We start from the raw sequence: 19,779 nt of genomic DNA, 5'->3' as shown, positions 1-19,779 counted from the left end.
TACTGTCCTGTTTTATTTTTAAAGCGCTTTAGCCGACCACCGATCCCATTTGGAAAATCGGCAAATACATGGCAATCACCAAGCCGCCCACAAGGACGCCCAAAATCGCCATAATCATCGGCTCCATGAGGCTGGTTAAGCCATCGACCGCGTTATCGACTTCATTTTCGTAATAGACCGCCACTTTATTGAGCATTTCTTCCAAGCTTCCGGCTTCCTCGCCGATGCCGACCATCTGAATCGCCATACTTGGAAATAAGTTGGTGGATCGCATCGAAAATTGCAGCTGCTGACCGGTGGCAATGTCATTTTTGATTTGCTGAGTGGCGTTATAAAACACCACGTTGTTGGTCGCCCCTGCCGTGGAGTCAAGCGCATCAATCAAAGGCACACCGGCGGCAAACGTCGTTGAAAGCGTCCGAGCAAAGCGCGCAATGACCGCTTGATAAGCAATATTGCCAAAAATTGGCGCTTTTAAGGTGGCGCGGTCTAAAAAATCGCGGAATTTTTTGCTGCGTTTTTTACCTTCAGAAAAGCCAATGACCGCGCCGCCAATGGCAATAATCAGCACAAACCACCACGACTGCATCCACTCGGACATGCCAACCACCATTTGGGTAAAGGCGGGCAATTCTGCGCCAAAGGACTCAAACAAATCGGCAAATACTGGAACAACTTTAACGAGCAAAATGATGGTCACGATAATCGCAACGACGATAACGGCAATCGGATATTTCAGCGCTTTTTTGATTTTGGCTTTTAATAGCTCACTTTTTTCTTTATAGGTCGCCACGCGCTCAAGCATCGTTTCAAGCGCTCCCGATTGCTCCCCTGAGTCCACCAGCGAGCAAAACAGGTCATCAAAATAGCGCGGATGCTTTCGAAGGGCTGCGGCAAACGTGCCGCCCGCTTCGATATCGGCTTTGATTTGTAGCACTAAATCTTTCATTGATGGATTGTCAAGGGAGTCGGCAACGATCTCAAACGACTGCGTTAACGGAACGCCAGCTTTCATCATCGTGGCAAGTTGCCGCGAAAAAATGGCAATATCAACGGGCTTAATGCCTTTTTTAAAGGTAAAAATCGCTTTGGGCTTTTTCTTAATGGTTTTAACCGTGATGCCTTGCTTTCGCAAAGTCGCTTTAGCAAGCTCCAAGCTGCGACCGGTGGTCTCGCCTTTGACCTTTTGACCGCGCTTATTGACCCCGTCATAGACAAAATCAAGAAGCATGTCCGTTTTTGCTTTTGCCATGTCCAACCCTTATCATCAATGACGATTAATTTATTAAAATAAAATCAAAGCTTAATCAGCAAAAAAGTTTAAGCTTTACATAACTGCTATAGTAGCGCAATATTTTATTAAAAAAAGGAAAATTTTGCCTATTAATTGGGCAATTTATTCCGAAGTCACGCGCATCATCTCTTGAATGCTGGTGACGCCCTCGAGCACCTTTAAAATCCCTGATCGGCGCAGATCACGAAAGCCGTTTTTAAGGGCAGCATCTTTAATATCAATGGCATTGCCATCTTCCATAATGATCCGTGAAATGTCTGGCGTTACCTTCATCACCTCATAAATGCCCACGCGACCTTTATAGCCTTCGCGGCACTCGCTACAGCCGACCGGCTCGTAAATGATGTTTTCCGGATTGTCCAAATCGCTATCGGTAAAGCCAAGCTCAAGCAAGCTTTTGCGCGGGATATTAACCGGTTTTTTACAAGCTTTGCAAAGTCTTCGGGCAAGGCGCTGAGCGATCACCAAGTTGACCGAGGTGGCAATGTTAAAAGAGGCAACCCCCATGTTGCGAAGACGGGTTAAAGTTTCAGGCGCTGAGTTGGTGTGCAAAGTCGATAACACCATATGCCCCGTTTGCGCCGCTTTAATGGCAATCTCAGCCGTTTCTAAATCGCGAATCTCACCGACCATGACAATATCAGGGTCTTGACGTAAAAAGGACTTCAGCGCATTAGCAAAGGTCAAGCCAACTTTAGGGTTCACGTTGACCTGATTGATGCCTTCAAGGTTAATTTCAACCGGATCTTCAGCCGTTGAAATGTTGGTCGCGCCAGTATTTAAAATATTAATTCCGGTATAAAGGGAGACCGTTTTACCAGAGCCGGTCGGACCGGTAATCAGCAGCATTCCTTGCGGTTTTTGCAGCGCTTCCATAAACATCTCTTTTTGATCCGGCTCATAGCCAAGCGCGTCAATCCCAAGCATGGCAGACGACGGATCAAGAATACGCAGCACGATTTTTTCACCAAACAGCGTCGGCAGTGAGTTTACCCGAAAATCAATCGCTTTATTTTTAGAAATTTTTAGCTTAATGCGACCATCTTGGGGAACTCGGCGCTCAGAGATGTCCATTTGCGACATCACCTTTAGCCGCGCGGCAATTTTACTGGCAAGCTGAACCGGCGGGCTTGCCATTTGCTGCATGACGCCATCAACGCGAAAGCGAACCCGAAACGTTTTTTCATAAGGCTCAAAGTGTAAATCCGATGCGCCCATGCGAATAGCATCGAGAAGCATTTTATTGACAAATTTAACCACCGGCGCTTCATCAACCCCATCGTTGAGGGTGGTTTCGCCGGTGTCAGCATTGTCATCAGTAAGCCCGACGTCCAAATCACTATCAGCAAAACTGCTAAAATTTTGCATCGTATCAGCAAAAGTGGTGTCGATTTTAGCGCGAAGCTTGTCCTCTTCAACGACCACAGTTTCAACGGACATTCTGGAGTTAAAAGCAATCGCATCAATGGCATCAATTCGAGTGGGATCACTTAATGCCAAAAACAGCCGCTGACCGCGCTTAAAAATGGGCAAGGCATTAAACTTGCGGACGATTTTTTCATCGACCAGCTCTTTTGGAATCACCTCAGTATTAATGGCGTTTAAATCAAATAACGGATCGCCAAAGGCTTTTGATAGCATGGTGGCAATCTCAAAAGCATTTGCCATTTTATTTTCTACCAAATACGGCACCAACCCCAATTGCTGCTGAACAGCTTCTCTTTGCGCCACCAGCATATTGCTTTCGGTCACAATGCCTTCATTGACCAGCTGTAATGCAAGTCCTCCAAGGGGGATTTTGGGGGTTGCCATGCTTATCTCCTTAAATTGGTGTCGTGACTGAAATGAATATATTGGCGCGCGATGATCGTTATCAATGGATCAATCGTTAGTTGCCGACAGCTTATTTTTTTAATAGTAAGGTTACGCGGATCGCTGTGATCAAGATTGAATTGCTTTAGTTGATCTCAATTGCGCTGCAAGAATCATGACAAATTGCTGATTTAATCCGCCGTCATGAGAAGTTAAGCCTATAAAAGTTAAGTGTATGAAACTAGAGTGAAAAAATAAAGCCCTTTTCCTGATCAGGAAATCTTTTATGGGACTATAGCGCCGCCCAAATCTTTGCTATACTGGCGCGCAAAATGACAATAAAGGTAATCACCATGCAGGCTGTAATTGGCAACTGGAAACAAAATCCGGCAACCGCAAATGATGTGACGTTGCTGCTTGAGGCATTGCTTGAGACGATAAATCGTGATGCCAGCCTTGATCCTAAAAACTCCGATTGCCAAATTATGGTGGCTCCAAGTTGCATCCATCTATACCAAGTTGCTGATAAGCTCAAACACAGCCCTATTTTATGTTCCGCTCAAGACATCAGCGCCCACAGCTCAACGACGGGCGCGTTTACAGGGGACTGCTCAGCAACTCAAATTAAAGATTCAGGCGCAAGCTTTTGTATTTTAGGTCACTCTGAGCGCCGACAATATCATCAAGAATCAAACGCCATGCTGCTGAATAAAATGCAGCACGCGATGAATAAAGCGTTGGGCGTCATTTTATGTATTGGTGAAAAAGAAGAGGATCACCAAGCTGGCAAAACGTTAGCGGTGCTAGATGAGCAGCTGAGCATTGTAAATGACTTTATTCAAAACAATCCAGAATTGACGGATGAGTTGTTAGATAAGCTTATCATTGCTTACGAGCCTGTTTGGGCGATTGGTACTGGAAAAGTGCCAACGGTGGATGACGTGACCCAAATTCATCGCCACATCAAACAAACGCTGGCAAGCTTTGATTCGCGACTTGCAAGCATTAGCGTGCTTTATGGCGGCAGTGTCAACGCTGACAACGCCGCTGATTTTGCCAAAAGCGAGATGATTGATGGCGCTTTGGTGGGCGGCGCCTCATTAAACGCTGACAGCTTTTTAGCGATTGCTCGCGCCTTTGGTCGCCACAACTAAGCCGTTAAAGCAAAAGTTACTTTTTTATAAGAGGCTTTAATTTTGTCATTGCAATCAGGTACAATGCGCCTAACTATTTTTATTGCTTAGCGGTACCGCTTTTTCGTAATCAAGCGCCAAGCTCGCAACGAGGTTACCATGTTTACATTTATATTGGCTTTGCACATCATCGTTGCCATTGCCATGATTGGGCTGATTTTAATTCAGCATGGCAAAGGCGCGGATGCTGGCGCGTCATTTGGTGCTGGCTCATCAGGAACAGTATTTGGGGCGGCAGGATCTGCTAACTTTTTGACGCGAGCCACCGCCGTTTTGACCGCCATCTTTTTTGTTACCAGTATGACTTTAGCGGTTCACGCAAGAAAGCAAGCTGAAGATCAGTTTCGCTTAGATGGTCCAAGTGCCCCTGTTTCCGCACCGCAAAACCCAAGACCGTTGACTCAAAATCCGCAGTAAGCGCCTTTGCAATCCGCTTTGGCAAAAAAGTTTAGCTTTTGCGCGGCAATTAGCGGCTTAGGGCTTGCTATTTTAGCAGTGACGTCTTACAATGCCTTCCTACTTTTTAGTAGTGATGCTAAAAGTACTGCGATTGTGGTGGAATTGGTAGACACGCTATCTTGAGGGGGTAGTGGCGCAAGCTGTGGGGGTTCAAGTCCCCCCAATCGCACCAACCGTTAACAATGATTATATGTGAAGTTGATTATATATTAAGTGACGGTCGTCAAAACGCATCTAATAGTTTTGATTTTAAGAGTTGGCAATAATTATTAAATTTAAACTATTTTATTTTAAATAATGATTGACAAGGTCATAAAAATTATCTATAGTATGCATTCTAAATTGTTGCGGGGTGGAGCAGTCTGGTAGCTCGTCGGGCTCATAACCCGAAGGTCGTTGGTTCAAATCCAGCCCCCGCTACCACTTTTTGAACTGATTGTTCACGATAGTATCAGTTGCGATTAGCCCACCATTATGTTTGTGGGTTTTTTTGTATCTGAAATCAGGGAAATCGTCGAAGCGGTTTGAATTATGCTAAGCTTGCTCAAGCAGCGTTTCATCAGGCAGATCATCACGCTGCCCTTTAAAGTTTTGCAATCCTACCGTTTATTTTAATATTGTTTATTTAATCATAACGACAAACGCTTAATCGTCGTGAAGAGGAACTGACTACGTCATCATGAAGCTTTCGACCAAAGTTGCTGAATTAACCCAAATTATTGCCCCAGCTGTGGCGGCTTGCGATGTGGCGCTGTGGGGAATTGAGTTTGCGCCGCAAGGTCGCAGATCACTTTTGCGCATTTTTATTGAGTGCTTGCCTGACGACAAAGCTGCGGACAAACATGTCACTATTGAAGATTGCGCGGCGGTCAATCATCAAGTCAGCGGTATCCTTGAGGTTCATGATCCGATTGCAGGCGAGTATGTTCTTGAAGTGTCATCGCCTGGGTTTGATCGCTCGTTTTTCTCTGATGATCAGCTTCATGATTATCTTGAACAAACCGTAAGTTTGCGTTTGATTCAAGCTATTGGTTCAGGCGATCAAAAGCGCCGTAAAGTCACGGGCGTGTTAAATAGCATTGATGAGTCAAAGCTGACTTTGACCACTCAAGACGGCGACACGTTTGATGTGTTATTGAGCAATATTGATAAAGCCAATTTGGTTTTTGAAGACAGTTAACTGACCACCTTTAGCTAACGCAAGCTTGAGGTTGATAATAAACCCTAATGCCCAAAGCTTTGGCTTAAATTAAGCGCTTTGGGAGTGATTGACAATAAACGCCCATTAAAAAGGTGAGGATAAGTAGAGCATGAGTCGTGAAATTTTAACGGTCGTTGAAACCGTCAGTAATGAAAAAGGCTTAAATCCTGAGGACATCTTTGAGGCAATAGAAGACGCTTTGGTGGTTTCGACCAAGAAAAAAGTCTATACCGATCAGCCTGAAGTGGCGATCCGCGTTGCCATTGACCGTGCGACCGGTGACTATGACACGTACCGCTATTGGACAGTGGTTGCCGATGAAGATCATGAGATGCCAGCTTGTCAGCTTGCCATCAGCGATCTTGACCCCGATGAGTGGGCAATTGGCGATGTTAAAGAAGAGCAAATCGAGTCGATCGAATTTGGTCGAATTGCGGCAACGCAAGCCAAGCAAGTCATCATCCAAAAGATCCGCGAAGCTGAGCGCGCTTTAGTGGCTGACGCTTTTGAGCCGCGCGTGGGCGAGATGATGTACGGCGAGGTCAAAAAACAAACTCGTGATGGTTATATCATTGATTTGGGTGACAATGCAGAAGGCTATTTGGCGCGCGATCAGATGTTACCTCGTGAGCAACTGCGCGTAAAATCGCGAATTAATGCCATTTTATATCATGTCAATCGTGACAATCGTGGCGCGCAATTATTGCTCTCAAGAACCCATCCTGAAATGCTCTCAGCCCTTATGCAAAAAGAAGTCCCTGAGATTGCTGAAGAAATTATTGAAATCCGTAACGTGGCTCGCCTTCCGGGAACACGCGCCAAAGTATCGGTGAAAACCAATGACAACCGAATCGATCCGGTTGGCGCTTGTATCGGCATGCGTGGCACGCGAATCCAAGCCGTTCAGCAAGAGCTTGATGGCGAGCGCATTGATGTGGTGGTTTGGTCAGATGATCCGGCGCAATATATCATCAGCGCCCTTGAGCCTGCGGATGTCAGCAGCATTATTCTTGATGAAGATGCGCAAACGGCGGATATTATTTTTAGCACCAATGATCAGTTGGCGCGAGCCATTGGTTCTCAAGGTCAAAACGTTCGCTTAGCCTCTGAGCTTACCGGTTACAAGCTCAACATGATGCTTGAGTCTGAATATCAAGAGCGTCAAGAAAGCGAAACCAAAGCCTTTATCGACTTATTTTATGAGCGCTTAGAGGTCGATCACGACTTAGCGCAAGCGTTAGTTGACATTGGTTTTACCAGCATTGAAGAGATTGCTTACGTTCCTGTGGATACCTTTTATGATATCGAAGGCTTGGACGATGACGCCATTGACATGATTCAAGAGCGCGCCAAAGAAGTGGTCATCGCAGACGAGCTGGTTAAACAACAAAATATGAAAGAGCCAAGTCAGGAGCTGCAAGAGTTAGAAGGCATGAGCGTAAGCCTTGCCTACAAACTTGCGCAAAAAGACATCATTACCGTTGATGATTTGGCAGAGCAAGCCGTCTTTGATTTAGAAGATATCGAAGGTTTGGATAGCGAAACAGCAGGGCAGCTCATTATGAAAGCTCGGGAATCATGGTTCGATGAATAGGCGATAGGCGCATATCACTGTCTTTTGGTGATATGTTGATTTGACCGCGCAATCATTTGTAGCCAACAATTGAATTGAACACATAGCAAACAATAGACAGTAGGTGATAATCAATGGCAGATAAAACCGTCAAAGAACTGGCAGAAATGGTCGGCAAAACCGCAAGCGCGCTCAAAAAGCAGCTGGTGGATGCCGGACTGCCTGCTCGCGGGGAGGATGACTTAGTCACCGAACTTGAGCAAGAGAAGTTAGTGACGTATCTTAAACAAAGTCATGGTCAGCAAGAAAAGCGCCGAATTAGCCTAAAAGCTAAAACGACCAGCACCGCGCGCGTGACCGGCTCCTCTGGCAAATCAAAAAGCGTTAACGTTGAAGTTCGCAAGAAAAAAGTTTTTGAAAAGCCAGATCCTGAAAAAATGGCGCAAGAGCTTGCTGCGCGTGAAAAAACCTTGGCAGAAGCCCAAGAGCGCGCTACCCGCGAAGCAGAAGAAAAAGCAGTTGCCAAAAAACAAGCCGAAGAGCGTCAAGCGGCAACGCTTGCTGCCATGCGAGCAAGCTTTGGTGGCGGTAAAGGCAGCAGCGGCAAAAGCGATGAGTCTTTAACCTCATCGGTGGTGGTCAAAAAAGGCAGCAAAGCAGCAATTGAAATTAAAGCCAAAGAAAAAGAGAAAGAAAAGAAAAAAGTCGCGGTCGTCAAATCTAAAGTTGAAACTGAAGCTGAGCGTAAAGCTCGCGCTGCGATTGAAGCTGAAGAAGAGCGTTTGCGTCAAATCGAAGCTGAAAACCGCCGCATTCAAGCAGAAGAGGCGCAAAAACGCACCCTTGAGCAAATGCGCAAAATGGCAGGAAAGTACACCGATCGTGAGCCTGTCACTGAAGTTCGCCGCGATGAGCCGTTGGCAGAAGGTTTGGTAGGGGCGGCTCTTGAAGAGTCGTTTGAAAAAGAGCGCCGCGAAATCAAACGCGGTGCCAGCACCACCCCTGCTCGCGGTCGCCGCCGTAAAAACCAAGAAGAGCGTGAAATGAAAAACCGTAAAAACGGTTTACGCTCGGCTCAAGCGGCTCAGCACAAGTTTGAAATGCCCGTTGAAAAAATCGTTCACGATGTTGAAATTGGCGAGCAAATCGTTGTTTCTGACTTGGCTCAAAAAATGGCGGTTAAAGTTCGCGAAGTGATCAAATTGCTTATGAAAATGGGCGAAATGGTTCGCGAATCAGACAGCATTGATCAAGCTACCGCAAGCTTAATCGTTGAAGAAATGGGTCACAACCCAATCTTGGTCAGCGATACTAAAGTTGAAGATGAGCTTCATGAAGACGTCGATGAGCGCAGCAGTAACGTTCAAGCAAGACCGCCTGTGGTCACTATTATGGGTCACGTTGACCATGGTAAAACCTCGCTTCTTGATAAAATTCGCACCACCAAAGTGGCAATTGGAGAAGCAGGCGGGATCACTCAGCATATCGGTGCGTACCATGTGACCACCGATCGCGGCGTGATTACCTTCCTTGACACCCCAGGTCACGCGGCATTTAGTGCCATGCGATCGCGCGGTGCTCAAGCAACCGACATTGTTGTACTGGTCGTTGCCGCTGACGATGGCATGATGCCACAAACTGAAGAAGCCATCGATCATGCTCGCGCTGCGGGAACGCCACTGATTGTTGCTATTAACAAAATGGATAAACCAGCAGCTGATCCTGATCGCGTTTTAAATGAGCTGACCACCAAAGGTGTTGTTACCGAAGAGTGGGGCGGCGATACCCCGGTTGCCAAAATTTCAGCAAAAACTGGCGAAGGGATCGACGAATTACTCGAATACATCAGCATCCAAGCTGAATTGATGGAGCTTGAAGCCCCATTAGATGGTGCCGCTCAAGGCGTGGTTATTGAGTCGAAGCTTGAAAAAGGTCGCGGCGCTGTCGTGAGTGTCTTGGTCAAAAAAGGCACGCTCAAACAAGGCGACTTGGTACTAGCAGGCGAGCATTACGGTAAAGTTCGTGCCATGACCGATGAAAATGGTCAGCGCATTAAGTCGGCAGGACCGTCCATTCCCGTTGAGATTTTAGGACTTCCTGAAACTCCAGCTGCCGGAAGCGAGTTCTTAGTTGTTACCGATGAGAAAAAAGCGCGCGAGGTTGCTGACTTTAGAACCAACCGTGAGCGTGAGCAGCAGCTTGAGCGCCAAAACAAAATGCGCCTTGAAAATATGTTTGAGCAAATGGGACAAGGCGAAGTGTCGTTCTTAAACATTGTGCTAAAAACAGACGTTCGCGGCTCATTAGAGGCGCTGCTTGCCGCCCTCAACGAGCTGTCAACCGATGAAGTTAAAGTTCGCGTGATCAGCTCAGGCGTCGGTCCTATTTCAGAGTCGGATGTGACCCTTGCGGAATCTAGTGAAGCGGTACTGTTAGGCTTTAACGTTCGTGCCGATGGCGCTGCCCGTAAAAAAGCAGATTCAGCCAACCTTGATATTCGCTACTATAGCGTGATCTATGGCTTGATTGATGATGTCAAAGCGGCGATGAGTGGTATGCTTGCGCCAGAGCACCGCGAAAAAATCTTGGGCATCGCTGACGTTCGTGACGTGTTCCGTTCAAGCAAATTTGGCGCAGCAGCGGGCTGTATGGTGGTTGAAGGTACGATTTATCGCAATAAGCCTATTCGCGTACTTCGTGATGACCAAGTGATCTTTACCGGTCAGTTGCAATCACTGCGCCGCTTTAAAGACGATGTCAATGAAGTTCGCACCGGCATGGAATGTGGTCTTGCCGTTCGCGGTTATGACGTTGAAGTCGGCGATAAAATCGAAGTCTTTGAAATCCAAGAAGTTGAACGCACCATTTAATTACCGTTCGGCTGAAAGTTTGGAATATATTTCTTAATTTGCCGAAAAAAAGGTCTATCAGGATAATTCTGTTAGACCTTTTTTAACTTATTACTACCGATTTTTAGCACTTTTTTAAATGTTATCATTGAGCTTTTTATCATAAATCCTTGATGATAATTACAGGACAATATTATGAACCAACGCTTACAGCGCTTAGCGGATCAAATTCAGCGCGATCTTGCCGTCTTAATCCGCGATGAAGTGAATGACCCAAGATTGACCGGATTTGTCACCATCTCAGGCGTCAAAGTCAGCCCAGATTTGGGCTATGCCGACATTTATGTGACCATCATGGAGCCTGAAATGAATGACGCCATGACCAAAAACAGCCATGAGCAAAGCTTACAAGTGCTTAATAAAGCCGCTGGATTTTTGCGAACTGCGCTGAGCCACAGCTTAAAAACACGAACGACACCAAGACTGCGCTTTCATTACGACGAAGTCACCGCTCGCGGCAATTATATGATGGCGCTGATCAACCAAGCCGTCAGCAAAACTGAGCAAAACGAAACCGATAGTGATGAGAGCGCTCAGTAATATGGGCAACTCTCATGCAAATCAGGCAACTGCCAAGTCAGCCAAAGCTTTCAAACAAAAAGTTTCGGGCGTCATTTTAATTGATAAGCCCATTGGCATGACCTCGCAGCAAGTGGTTTCCAAAGTTAAGTATTTACTTAAATCAGATCACTTTGATAGCAAAAAAGCCGGTCATACCGGAACGCTTGACCCCATGGCAACGGGGCTGTTGCCCATTTGCTTGGGCGAGGCAACCAAATTTAGCCATTATCAGCTTGATGCTGATAAGACGTACCAAGCAACCGTTTTGCTTGGTAGCCAAACGGATACTGGCGATGCCGATGGTCAAATTATTGCCACCCAAAGCCTCCCCAATATCACGGATGATCTGCTTGCACAAGTTTGCCAGCGCTTTTTAGGCGAGCAATTGCAAACGCCGCCCATGTATTCAGCGCTTAAAAAAGACGGCAAAAAGCTGTATGAGCTTGCCCGTCAAGGCATTGAAATTGATCGTCCGTCGCGCCCCATCACCATTAAAGCGCTTGAACTGTCCCTCATTGCTCCTGATAAATTGCAACTGATCGTCACTTGTAGTAAAGGTACTTATGTTCGCGTTTTGGGCGAAGATATTGCCAAAGCTTTGGGAACGCTTGGTCATTTGACCCAACTTCGCCGCCTACAAGTTGGTCAATTTGACATCACTCATGCCCTAACTTTGCCGCAGCTTGAAGCGTTAGAGCACAGCGCTCGGATAGCGCAGCTATTGCCTATAGACGCCTGCATTGAACTTGATGCTACTTTAGTGTTATCGCCTGAGCAATGCTCGCGGATCCAATTGGGGCAAAGGCTCAATGTCAAATCCCAAATCACGCCTGAGATTGCAAGCCTCATTCAAAACAGTCGCGACGAGCTGACCGATATTAAGCTGATTTCTGAAACTGGTCTATTTTTAGGGCTTGGCAGCATTGAAAGCTCGGGTCGACTGCAACCTAAGAAGCTTATTAATCTATCTTAGCTGACCGCTTTACGTTGTTATCACACAAATCACACTTCGCTACATTTTATTGCAGGTTTCACCTATAGTGACTCCTGATTTTTTTATACAATTTTTATTGCTGTCTGAAAATAACAATAAAAAATAATAAAAAAATTTAAAATTAACAAGAATAAAAAATTATTATAAAAATAAGATAACTATAAAATTAAACTATTAATAACTATAAAGATATTAGAATAATTACAGACTTAGAACTAAATTTAGAAATTTAAAATTAAGTTTGAAAATAAAAATTTATTTTTAATAATCGAAAATTTTAATAAATAAAAAGAGGTCTTATGAAAACTATTGCGTTTTTACTCGATAATAACTTTGAACAGGCTGAATATGAAGATGTTAATAATCAGCTTAAAAACAAAGGTTATAAAACCGTCTTAATTACTACAAATGATGATAAGCTAGTTCAAGCTCGCAAACATGATGTCGAAAAAGGTGATACTTTTACTGCCGATTTGTTTGCTAAAGATGCTGATCCAAGCGATTACGATGCCCTTGTTTTACCCGGTGGTACAGTGAATGCTGATAATCTTCGTGGAAATAACGACGCTCATCGAATCATTAAAGCCTTTAATGAGAGCAATAGACCATTAGCTGCGATTTGTCATGCGCCTTGGGCATTGATTAATACAGGAATTGCAAAAGGTAAAACGCTGACCGCCTATCAGACCTTGCAAACCGATTTAGAAAATGCGGGTGCGACCTTTGTTGATAAAACGGTTCAGGTTGATGGTCATCTGATCACTTCAAGAAATCCAGATGATATTAAAAACTTCGTCAATGCAATTGATGAGATGCTAAAAAAGAGCTAAAGAACAAGATAACCTATCAATATAGCTCATAACTATCATATCTTCTAAAGCTTATAATTAATAAGGAAAATAATAATGTCAAATCCTAATCCGAATAATACTGAGCTTGAGCAACAACAGTCAAAATCAGAAGTAGCTTCACTAGAAAACCAAGTTGAAGGCAATTACTCTGATAAGCTAAAATCAGAAGCTCAAGCGGCTGACGGCATTGCAAAAAATCTTGAGCAAGCTGAAGATAAAAAATAATTGGTCTTTATCAACTTAATATCTAAAAGCTAATATTTAAAAGAGACTTAAAAAATAGATAAAACATAATCATGAGGCTAATATGGATACTCAAAAAAGCGATCTAGATCAAGAAGAGCAAACCATTGATAAATTAGCAAATGACATTCAACCTGCTGAAGATGGCGAACCAAAAAGTCCCGCTGAGGCAACAACCGTACCTTTACAAGGTGATGAGCTTGGAAAAAATGCTAACGGAGATGGTTACTCAAAATCTTAAAATTTAGCTTATCAATCAATTGATAGATGATATTTTTAATAAAAACTGCTGTTTGTTCAGCAGTTTTTTGCTATAATTTAGCGCTTAAATCAGTCGCTCTGATTTATTCTATGATCTTATAGAGGCTACACTGGTTCGACTCTAGTAATGCAGGGTCGATCTGAATGTTGCCTTATTGATTGTTTTTAACAGATATCCATTTTGATATCTTTAGCATTGCCGGAGACTATTATGCTAACCAATACTGACCGCCAACAAATCATCGCTCAATACCAACGCGGCGAAAATGATACCGGATCTCCTGAAGTTCAAGTCGCTTTATTAAGCGCTCGCATCAACGATTTGCAAGACCATTTTAAAGAACACAAAGCGGACCATCATAGCCGCCGTGGTTTGATCAGAATGGTTAACCAACGCCGCAAATTGCTTGACTACTTAAAGCGTAAAGATTTGGGTCGTTATACCACGATCATCAGCCAGTTAGGACTACGCCGCTAATCTATCAGCTTGCTTTGCTTTTAAAGCAACTGGTTTGCTAATGCTGATATTAGGTGATGTGGTATTAACTTTTGGTAGTTGAAAAACGGTGTGAGGCTTCACGCCGTTTTTTTATGTCAGAAGGTTATTTGTAATTTATTGGTCATAGCCACGAAATCTCTGTAAAATAAACGCGCGAACCGTGGTTTTAATGAATATAGACGCTGATACGCCTTTAATAGTTGGGCAAAAGCGCCATTATAGCGCTTTGATTGTAATCAATAGGGCAAAATAAATTAAATCAGCCGATAAAAGCGCGCGTTATGATCGCAAAGTTAACTTGGATCAGCGTATTAAATTATAGAAAACTGAGAATCTGCAATTTACCAATTATGGTCAAGCGCTTGATTCACCCTTTTTATGAGTGAGATCGCCACAGGAGCGGCTCTGCTTATCGTCAATAATTATTAGGACATGTTTATGACAAATTCTTCAATGTTTCAAACCGTGACGCGTGAGTTTCAATACGGCGACCAAAAAGTCGTATTAGAGACCGGTCGCATTGCCCGCCAAGCTTACTCAGTTATGGTTCATATGGGCGGTATTTCAGTCCTTGTGGCAGCTGTCGTCAAAGCGGACGCCAAAGAAGATCAAAACTTTTTCCCATTGACCGTAAACTATCAAGAAAAAATGTACGCGGCAGGTAAAATTCCCGGTGCTTATGGCAAGCGCGAAGGTCGTGCCAGCGAGTTTGAAACGCTGACCTCACGCTTGATTGACCGTCCGATCCGCCCATTGTTCCCTGAAGGCTACGTGAATGAGATTCAAATTACGGCAACCGTAATGTCCTCTGACAAAACCCATCACGCCGATATCGCGGCAATGATTGGCGCGTCAGCAGCGCTTGCAATTTCTGATGCCCCATTTAATGGTCCTATTGGCGCGGCGCGAGTCGGCTTTATCAATGGCGAGTACGTCTTAAACCCAAGCCTTGAGCAGCTAAAAGTCAGCGATCTTGATTTGGTCGTTGCCGGAACCAAATCTGCGGTATTGATGGTCGAGTCTGAAGCCCGCGAATTGTCAGAAGACCAAATGCTTGGCGCGGTGCTTTATGGTCACGAGCAGCAGCAAATCGTCATTGACCAGATCGTCTCGTTTGCCGAAGAGGCAGGCGTTGCCAAGCAAAACTTTAGCGCCCCTGAACAAAATCAAGACTTGGTGACTCAAATGAAGTCGCAGTTTGGCGATCAAGTGGCTGATGCTTATACCATCACCAACAAGCAAGAGCGCTATGCCAAGCTTGACGACATCAAAGATGCGATGATTGCTGCGCTTGCTGGCGACAGTGAAGCCGAAGGCTACAGCGATAAAGTGAGTGAGTTAAAAGAGCTTTATGGTGAGTTAAAATACCGCACGGTTCGTGACAATATTTTATCTGGAAAGCCGCGAATTGACGGTCGCGATTTAGAAACTGTTCGTGCCCTTGATATCCAAGTTGGCGTCTTGCCGTATACCCATGGCTCAGCGCTATTTACTCGCGGTGAAACCCAAGCTTTAGTTACCACAACCTTGGGTAACAGCCGTGATGTCAACATGATTGACTCGCTTGCTGGCACCATCCGTGATCATTTCATGCTGCATTATAACTTCCCGCAGTTCTCTGTTGGTGAAACGGGCCGTGAAGGTGCACCAAAACGCCGCGAAATCGGTCATGGTCGCTTGGCTCGCCGCGGCGTTCAAGCTATGCTTCCTGACAGCGAGCGCTTCCCGTACGTTATCCGCGTGGTGTCTGAGATTACCGAATCAAACGGTTCTTCATCAATGGCATCAGTTTGTGGTGCAAGCCTTGCCTTGATGGATGCCGGCGTGCCTTTAAAAGCCCCTGTTGCTGGTATTGCCATGGGTCTCGTTAAAGAAGGTGAGCGCTTTGCCGTGTTATCGGACATTTTGGGCGATGAAGACCACTTAGGCGATATGGACTTTAAAGTTGCCGGAACCAAAGACGGCATCACCGCGCTGCAAATGGATATTAAAATCGAAGGCATTAACGCTGACATCATGGAGCAAGCCCTCAAGCAAGCCCATGCTGGTCGAATCCATATCCTAAATGCGATGAACGAAGTATTGCCAGCCAGCCGAACTGAAATCAACGCTCATGCGCCAAACTACGCGGTCATTGAAATCAATCCTGAAAAAATCCGTGACGTGATTGGTAAAGGCGGCGCCACCATCCGTCAATTGACTGAAGAAACTGGCGCGGTCATCGACATTGATGATGCTGGAACCATCCGTATTTTTGGTGAAAATAAAGCGGCAACCAAAGCGGCGATTGGTCAAATCGAAGCGCTAACAGCAGAAGTTGAAGTTGGCAAAACCTACGAAGGCACGGTCGCTCGTATCGTTGACTTTGGTGCGTTTGTCAACATCTTGCCAAATACCGATGGCTTGGTTCACATCTCGCAAATCGCCGAAGAGCGCGTTGAAAACGTCTCTGACTACCTAAAAGAAGGTCAATCGGTCAAAGTCTTAGTTCAAGACGTCGATAACCGTGGTCGCATTAAGCTGACCATGAAAGGTCTTGAGCAAAACTAAGCGTTAATTTTTGATCATCACTTTAATAATAAAAAAACCGTCTAACTTTAGGCGGTTTTTTTGTGATTCATTTTTTTATGATAAATAGTTGAAAGCTATTGCCTCGCTTCCATACTTTTTGGTAAATGCAGCATTGATTGCAATTTAGGGATTTGGCTTAACTCGTTTGTGAGTAGTGGCAAGGTGGTATGTTGCCAATCAAGCGGCAGCCTTGAGGTTTGTTTGGCATCTAGGCGTTTTTCATTAGTAAAAATTAGCGGTCGGGTGAGTAGGGCAAGCTTTCTTATACCTTGATAGCGAACGAGCGGTAACAGCTGCTGTTGCAAGTTTTTGATTGCCGCAAAAAGCCACTCTGATCGCGGCGGATGGTACGGATGATCGCTCACCACCAAATTAGCAATAAATCGCGGCTGATTGCCATTAGAGCTTGCAGTCAATCCCGATTGCTCAAGCTCGCGCTTGTAAAGCAGGCAGCTTCCCGCTTTGAGCTCGCCGCTTTGGCAAGCCCTGCGATAGCGCTTATAATTGTCCGGATAAAGCGCTTTTGATTTGACCAATACCGCATCTAATAGCAATCCGGCGCTGTTAACCGGCAATACCAAAACTTGCGCGTTGCTCATCAAAATCGGCTCGTGGGTCAGCTGAACTTGGCTCATGGCGGTGAATTATCCCATCATTGTTTTATAACTTATTATCAAATATTAAACTGCCAAGCTTTTATAGCGCTTAAACTACTAAACTATTAATCTATTAAACTATGGCTTAAATTTGACCACCCCTTGCGTTCCTAAGTCGTCAATCAGGCTTTGCAAATTTTCATCATCAGGCTCAGGGCGGTGCTCGCTGTGACCGCATTTCGTACATTCGATAAATTCATCGGGAGTAGGTTCAAAAATTTGCACTTGAACCACCGAATCCATCGATTGGCATTTCGGGCAGCGAACGCCGGCTAAAAATCGGCGTTTTGGGGAGGTTGATTGATAGCGCATCAGCTTGCCTTACTAGCATTTGCCGCGTTAATTTTGGCATCATTGTCAGCTTGATCTGCAAACCCGCTATGGCGAAGTAGTGCCTCAATGTTAGCACTTCTGCCGCGAAAGTTTTCAAAGTTGGTTTTAGCAGGATGGCTGCCGCCAACCGATAAAATACTTTCGCGAAAGGCGTTTCCGGTCGCTGGATTAAAAATCCCTTCTTCTTCAAACTTGCTAAACGCGTCCGCTGATAACAGTTCTGCCCATTTGTAAGAATAATAGCCTGCCGCATATCCCCCAGCGAAAATATGACTAAAACCATTGGCAAAGCGGTTATAATCGGGCGTTGGCAAAATGGCAATATCAGCGCGGACTTGGGTTAATGTCGCTAGAATACCGTCGTAGTCCAAGCCTTGAGCATCGGCATGAATCAGCAAATCAAATAAGGCAAACTCAATTTGGCGCAAGGTCTGCAATCCGCTTTGGAAGTTTTTGGCGGCAAGTAGCGCCTCTAGTTTGTCCTTTGGCAACGGCTCACCGGTGTCAACATGGGCGCTAATGAGCGCAATACCTTCAGCATCCCAAGCCCAGTTTTCCATAAACTGACTTGGCAATTCCACCGCATCCCACTCAACGCCATTGACGCCTGCAACATCACCAACGCTCACTTGCGTTAACAAATGATGCAAGCCGTGACCAAACTCATGGAACAAGGTGGTCACCTCATCATGGGTCAATAGGCTTGGTTTGCCATCAAGCGCGGGCGTAAAGTTAGCCACCATAAAGCAAACGGGAAGCTGATTGTAACTATCCGCCAACTCATATCGCGATTGAAAGCCGCTCATCCAAGCCCCGCCGCGCTTATTATTTCGAGCAAATAAGTCAAAATAAAAGCCGCCAATCAAGCTGTCGTCCGCATCATAAAGCTCATAAAACATCACCTCATCATGCCAACGCGAAACGTCAGATGCCGAATCGCATTGCTGAACGCGGATGCCATATAAGCGCTGAACGATGTTAAATAAGCCATCAATGACTTTTGGTAATGGAAAATAAGGTCGGATGGCTTCTTGCGATAGATTAAAGCTGTTCTGCTTTACTTTTTCTGCCAAATACGCCGTATCCCAAGGCTGAATGTTATCAATGCCAAATTGAGCCGCGCAATCTTGCAATTTTGCCAAATCGGCTTTTGCCGCAGGCGTTGCTTTTGCTGCTAAATCCCGCAAAAACGTTTCAACCTCGGCAACATTTTCCGCCATTTTGGTGGAAAGGGATAGCTCGGCATAATTATCAAAGCCCAAAAGCTGCGCCTTTTGCGAGCGTAATTTTAAAATATTACTCATGATAGGCGCATTATTCAGCGACTCACCTTTGGCATTTTTATGAGCATCAAACTCAGAAGCTCGGGTCACGTAAGCATAATACAGCGCCTCACGAAGCGCGCGATTGTCCGCGTGGGTCATCACTGCCAAATACACCGGAATATTAAGCGTTGCTACATAATAAGGTGTTGGCAAGGCATCGATATCAGCTTGGGTGAGTAATTTGGTGGCAAGGGCATTTTGTTTAAAATTTTCACCAGCATCAGCAAGCAGCGCAAGTCCGCTTTCAGGAATTCCGGTAAGTTCGTCACTACTTAATGGTCGCGAAAACGCTTGAGTCGCGTCCAAAATATGATCAGAAAATGTGGCGGATAGCTGTGATAATTGGCTTTGAATAGCGGCAAATTTTTCTTGATCGTCTTTGGCTAATCCCACGCCTGAGCGCTCAAAACTTTGGATAGCAAGGGTAATGGCGCGCGCCCGAGCCGGATCAAGATTTTCAAAAAATTCTTTATCGGCTGCTACTATTTGGTAGCGATAAAACAGCGGCTTTGACTGACCAACGCGCGTCCCAAACGCAGATAATAAGGGCAGCAGGTCATGATGAGCGCGGCGAATGTCCTCATCACTCATCACGCTATTTAAGTGCGATAAAATGCCCCAATGGCGATCTAAAGCTAAATTTAAATGATCAAAAGCAATGATGTCGGCAAGCGCTTGCTGAGCATCCATGTTGTGACAGGTTTCATCGTTTGATGCTGTGAGATGATCTAAAAATAGATTGGCTTGGTCAATGGCGTCCGTGATCGCTGAGGTTAATGCGCTTGGGGAAGTCGCCGCAAAATCTACCAAATGAAGATTGGGGTCAAATTGAGTCATAACGCTGATTACGTCCTAAAAATGGGTCATTAATGTAGATATATTGGCAGATGCCCTGATTATCAAGGTATCAAAAAGCTTTTGTCAGCGATTGGGATTTAATTAGACCTATTGCCCAACTAAAAACCAGTTACAAAGCGTCACCAATTGCTTGCAAAGCAACCATATAGAGCAGCAAACTATCTTGCTAGCATCAATAAGGATGTC

Annotated in this window: 17 protein-coding genes and 2 tRNA genes; 14 read left to right on the top strand and 5 right to left on the bottom strand. The window is 45.1% G+C overall.

The features are described 5' to 3' along the window. Positions 1-28 precede the first annotated feature (28 nt). Both HF322_RS07035 and pilB read right to left on the bottom strand, forming a co-directional pair. A complete protein-coding gene (locus HF322_RS07035; protein WP_169392698.1) occupies positions 29-1,252 on the bottom strand; it encodes a type II secretion system F family protein in 1,224 nt (407 codons plus the stop codon). Positions 1,253-1,396: 144 nt separating this feature from the next. Then, positions 1,397-3,106: a type IV-A pilus assembly ATPase PilB gene (pilB, locus tag HF322_RS07030; RefSeq protein ID WP_169392697.1), complete on the bottom strand. Its 1,710-nt coding sequence runs from the start codon at positions 3,104-3,106 to the stop codon at positions 1,397-1,399. 353 nt (positions 3,107-3,459) lie between these two features. Here pilB and tpiA point away from each other — a divergent pair, with 353 nt between their 5' ends. The 14 genes from tpiA to pnp all read left to right on the top strand — a co-directional run bounded on the left by tpiA (position 3,460) and on the right by pnp (position 16,400). Then, positions 3,460-4,260: a triose-phosphate isomerase gene (gene tpiA / locus HF322_RS07025; RefSeq protein ID WP_169392696.1), complete on the top strand. Its 801-nt coding sequence runs from the start codon at positions 3,460-3,462 to the stop codon at positions 4,258-4,260. A 138-nt stretch (positions 4,261-4,398) separates the two neighbouring features. Next, positions 4,399-4,716 (top strand): preprotein translocase subunit SecG, encoded by a 318-nt coding sequence (secG, locus tag HF322_RS07020; RefSeq protein WP_169392695.1) that lies wholly within the window; start codon positions 4,399-4,401, stop codon positions 4,714-4,716. 129 nt (positions 4,717-4,845) lie between these two features. Continuing rightward, positions 4,846-4,930 (top strand) — tRNA-Leu (locus tag HF322_RS07015). A gap of 174 nt (positions 4,931-5,104) precedes the next feature. Then, positions 5,105-5,181 (top strand) — tRNA-Met (locus HF322_RS07010). Positions 5,182-5,437: 256 nt separating this feature from the next. Then, entirely contained in the window at positions 5,438-5,938 is a 501-nt protein-coding gene (rimP, locus tag HF322_RS07005) for a ribosome maturation factor RimP (RefSeq protein WP_169392694.1), read from the top strand. Positions 5,939-6,068: 130 nt separating this feature from the next. Then, the gene (gene nusA, locus HF322_RS07000) at positions 6,069-7,553 is read left to right on the top strand and encodes a transcription termination factor NusA (RefSeq protein ID WP_169392693.1); all 1,485 of its coding nucleotides are present in this window, start codon (positions 6,069-6,071) and stop codon (positions 7,551-7,553) included. Between the two features lie 113 nt (positions 7,554-7,666). Next, positions 7,667-10,402 carry a translation initiation factor IF-2 gene (infB, locus tag HF322_RS06995; protein ID WP_169392692.1) on the top strand — a complete coding sequence of 912 codons (2,736 nt, stop codon included), beginning with the start codon at positions 7,667-7,669 and terminating at the stop codon, positions 10,400-10,402. Positions 10,403-10,576: 174 nt separating this feature from the next. Then, positions 10,577-10,981 carry a ribosome-binding factor A gene (locus HF322_RS06990; RefSeq protein ID WP_169392691.1) on the top strand — a complete coding sequence of 135 codons (405 nt, stop codon included), beginning with the start codon at positions 10,577-10,579 and terminating at the stop codon, positions 10,979-10,981. Position 10,982: 1 nt separating this feature from the next. Beyond that, positions 10,983-11,975: a tRNA pseudouridine(55) synthase TruB gene (truB, locus tag HF322_RS06985; protein ID WP_169392690.1), complete on the top strand. Its 993-nt coding sequence runs from the start codon at positions 10,983-10,985 to the stop codon at positions 11,973-11,975. 320 nt (positions 11,976-12,295) lie between these two features. Continuing rightward, positions 12,296-12,826: a type 1 glutamine amidotransferase domain-containing protein gene (locus tag HF322_RS06980; RefSeq protein WP_169392689.1), complete on the top strand. Its 531-nt coding sequence runs from the start codon at positions 12,296-12,298 to the stop codon at positions 12,824-12,826. Between the two features lie 75 nt (positions 12,827-12,901). Beyond that, positions 12,902-13,072 carry a hypothetical protein gene (locus HF322_RS06975; protein WP_169392688.1) on the top strand — a complete coding sequence of 57 codons (171 nt, stop codon included), beginning with the start codon at positions 12,902-12,904 and terminating at the stop codon, positions 13,070-13,072. An 82-nt stretch (positions 13,073-13,154) separates the two neighbouring features. After that, a complete protein-coding gene (locus HF322_RS06970; RefSeq protein ID WP_169392687.1) occupies positions 13,155-13,331 on the top strand; it encodes a hypothetical protein in 177 nt (58 codons plus the stop codon). A gap of 228 nt (positions 13,332-13,559) precedes the next feature. After that, a complete protein-coding gene (rpsO, locus tag HF322_RS06965) occupies positions 13,560-13,829 on the top strand; it encodes a 30S ribosomal protein S15 (protein WP_201536966.1) in 270 nt (89 codons plus the stop codon). A 459-nt stretch (positions 13,830-14,288) separates the two neighbouring features. After that, on the top strand, positions 14,289-16,400 hold the full coding sequence (gene pnp, locus HF322_RS06960) for a polyribonucleotide nucleotidyltransferase (RefSeq protein WP_375138533.1): 2,112 nt from the start codon (positions 14,289-14,291) through the stop codon (positions 16,398-16,400). A 95-nt stretch (positions 16,401-16,495) separates the two neighbouring features. Here the strand turns inward: pnp and HF322_RS06955 are convergent, their stop codons facing one another. The 3 genes from HF322_RS06955 to HF322_RS06945 form a co-directional block, all read right to left on the bottom strand. Continuing rightward, the gene (locus HF322_RS06955) at positions 16,496-17,056 is read right to left on the bottom strand and encodes a hypothetical protein (protein ID WP_169392685.1); all 561 of its coding nucleotides are present in this window, start codon (positions 17,054-17,056) and stop codon (positions 16,496-16,498) included. Positions 17,057-17,155: 99 nt separating this feature from the next. Continuing rightward, the gene (locus HF322_RS06950) at positions 17,156-17,389 is read right to left on the bottom strand and encodes a YheV family putative metal-binding protein (RefSeq protein ID WP_169392684.1); all 234 of its coding nucleotides are present in this window, start codon (positions 17,387-17,389) and stop codon (positions 17,156-17,158) included. Next, positions 17,389-19,572, bottom strand: a complete 2,184-nt coding sequence (locus HF322_RS06945; protein WP_169392683.1) for a M3 family metallopeptidase — start codon at positions 19,570-19,572, stop codon at positions 17,389-17,391. Before HF322_RS06945 ends, HF322_RS06950 begins: the two co-directional genes overlap by 1 nt. Between the last annotated feature and the right edge of the window lie 207 nt (positions 19,573-19,779).

Origin of the sequence: Psychrobacter sp. MF31 (genome assembly GCF_012847335.1) — a bacterium.
Taxonomy (GTDB): Bacteria; Pseudomonadota; Gammaproteobacteria; order Pseudomonadales; family Moraxellaceae; genus Psychrobacter.
The sequence above is the reverse complement of the archived record's forward strand: the minus strand, read 5'-3'. Positions and strand labels throughout refer to the sequence as shown.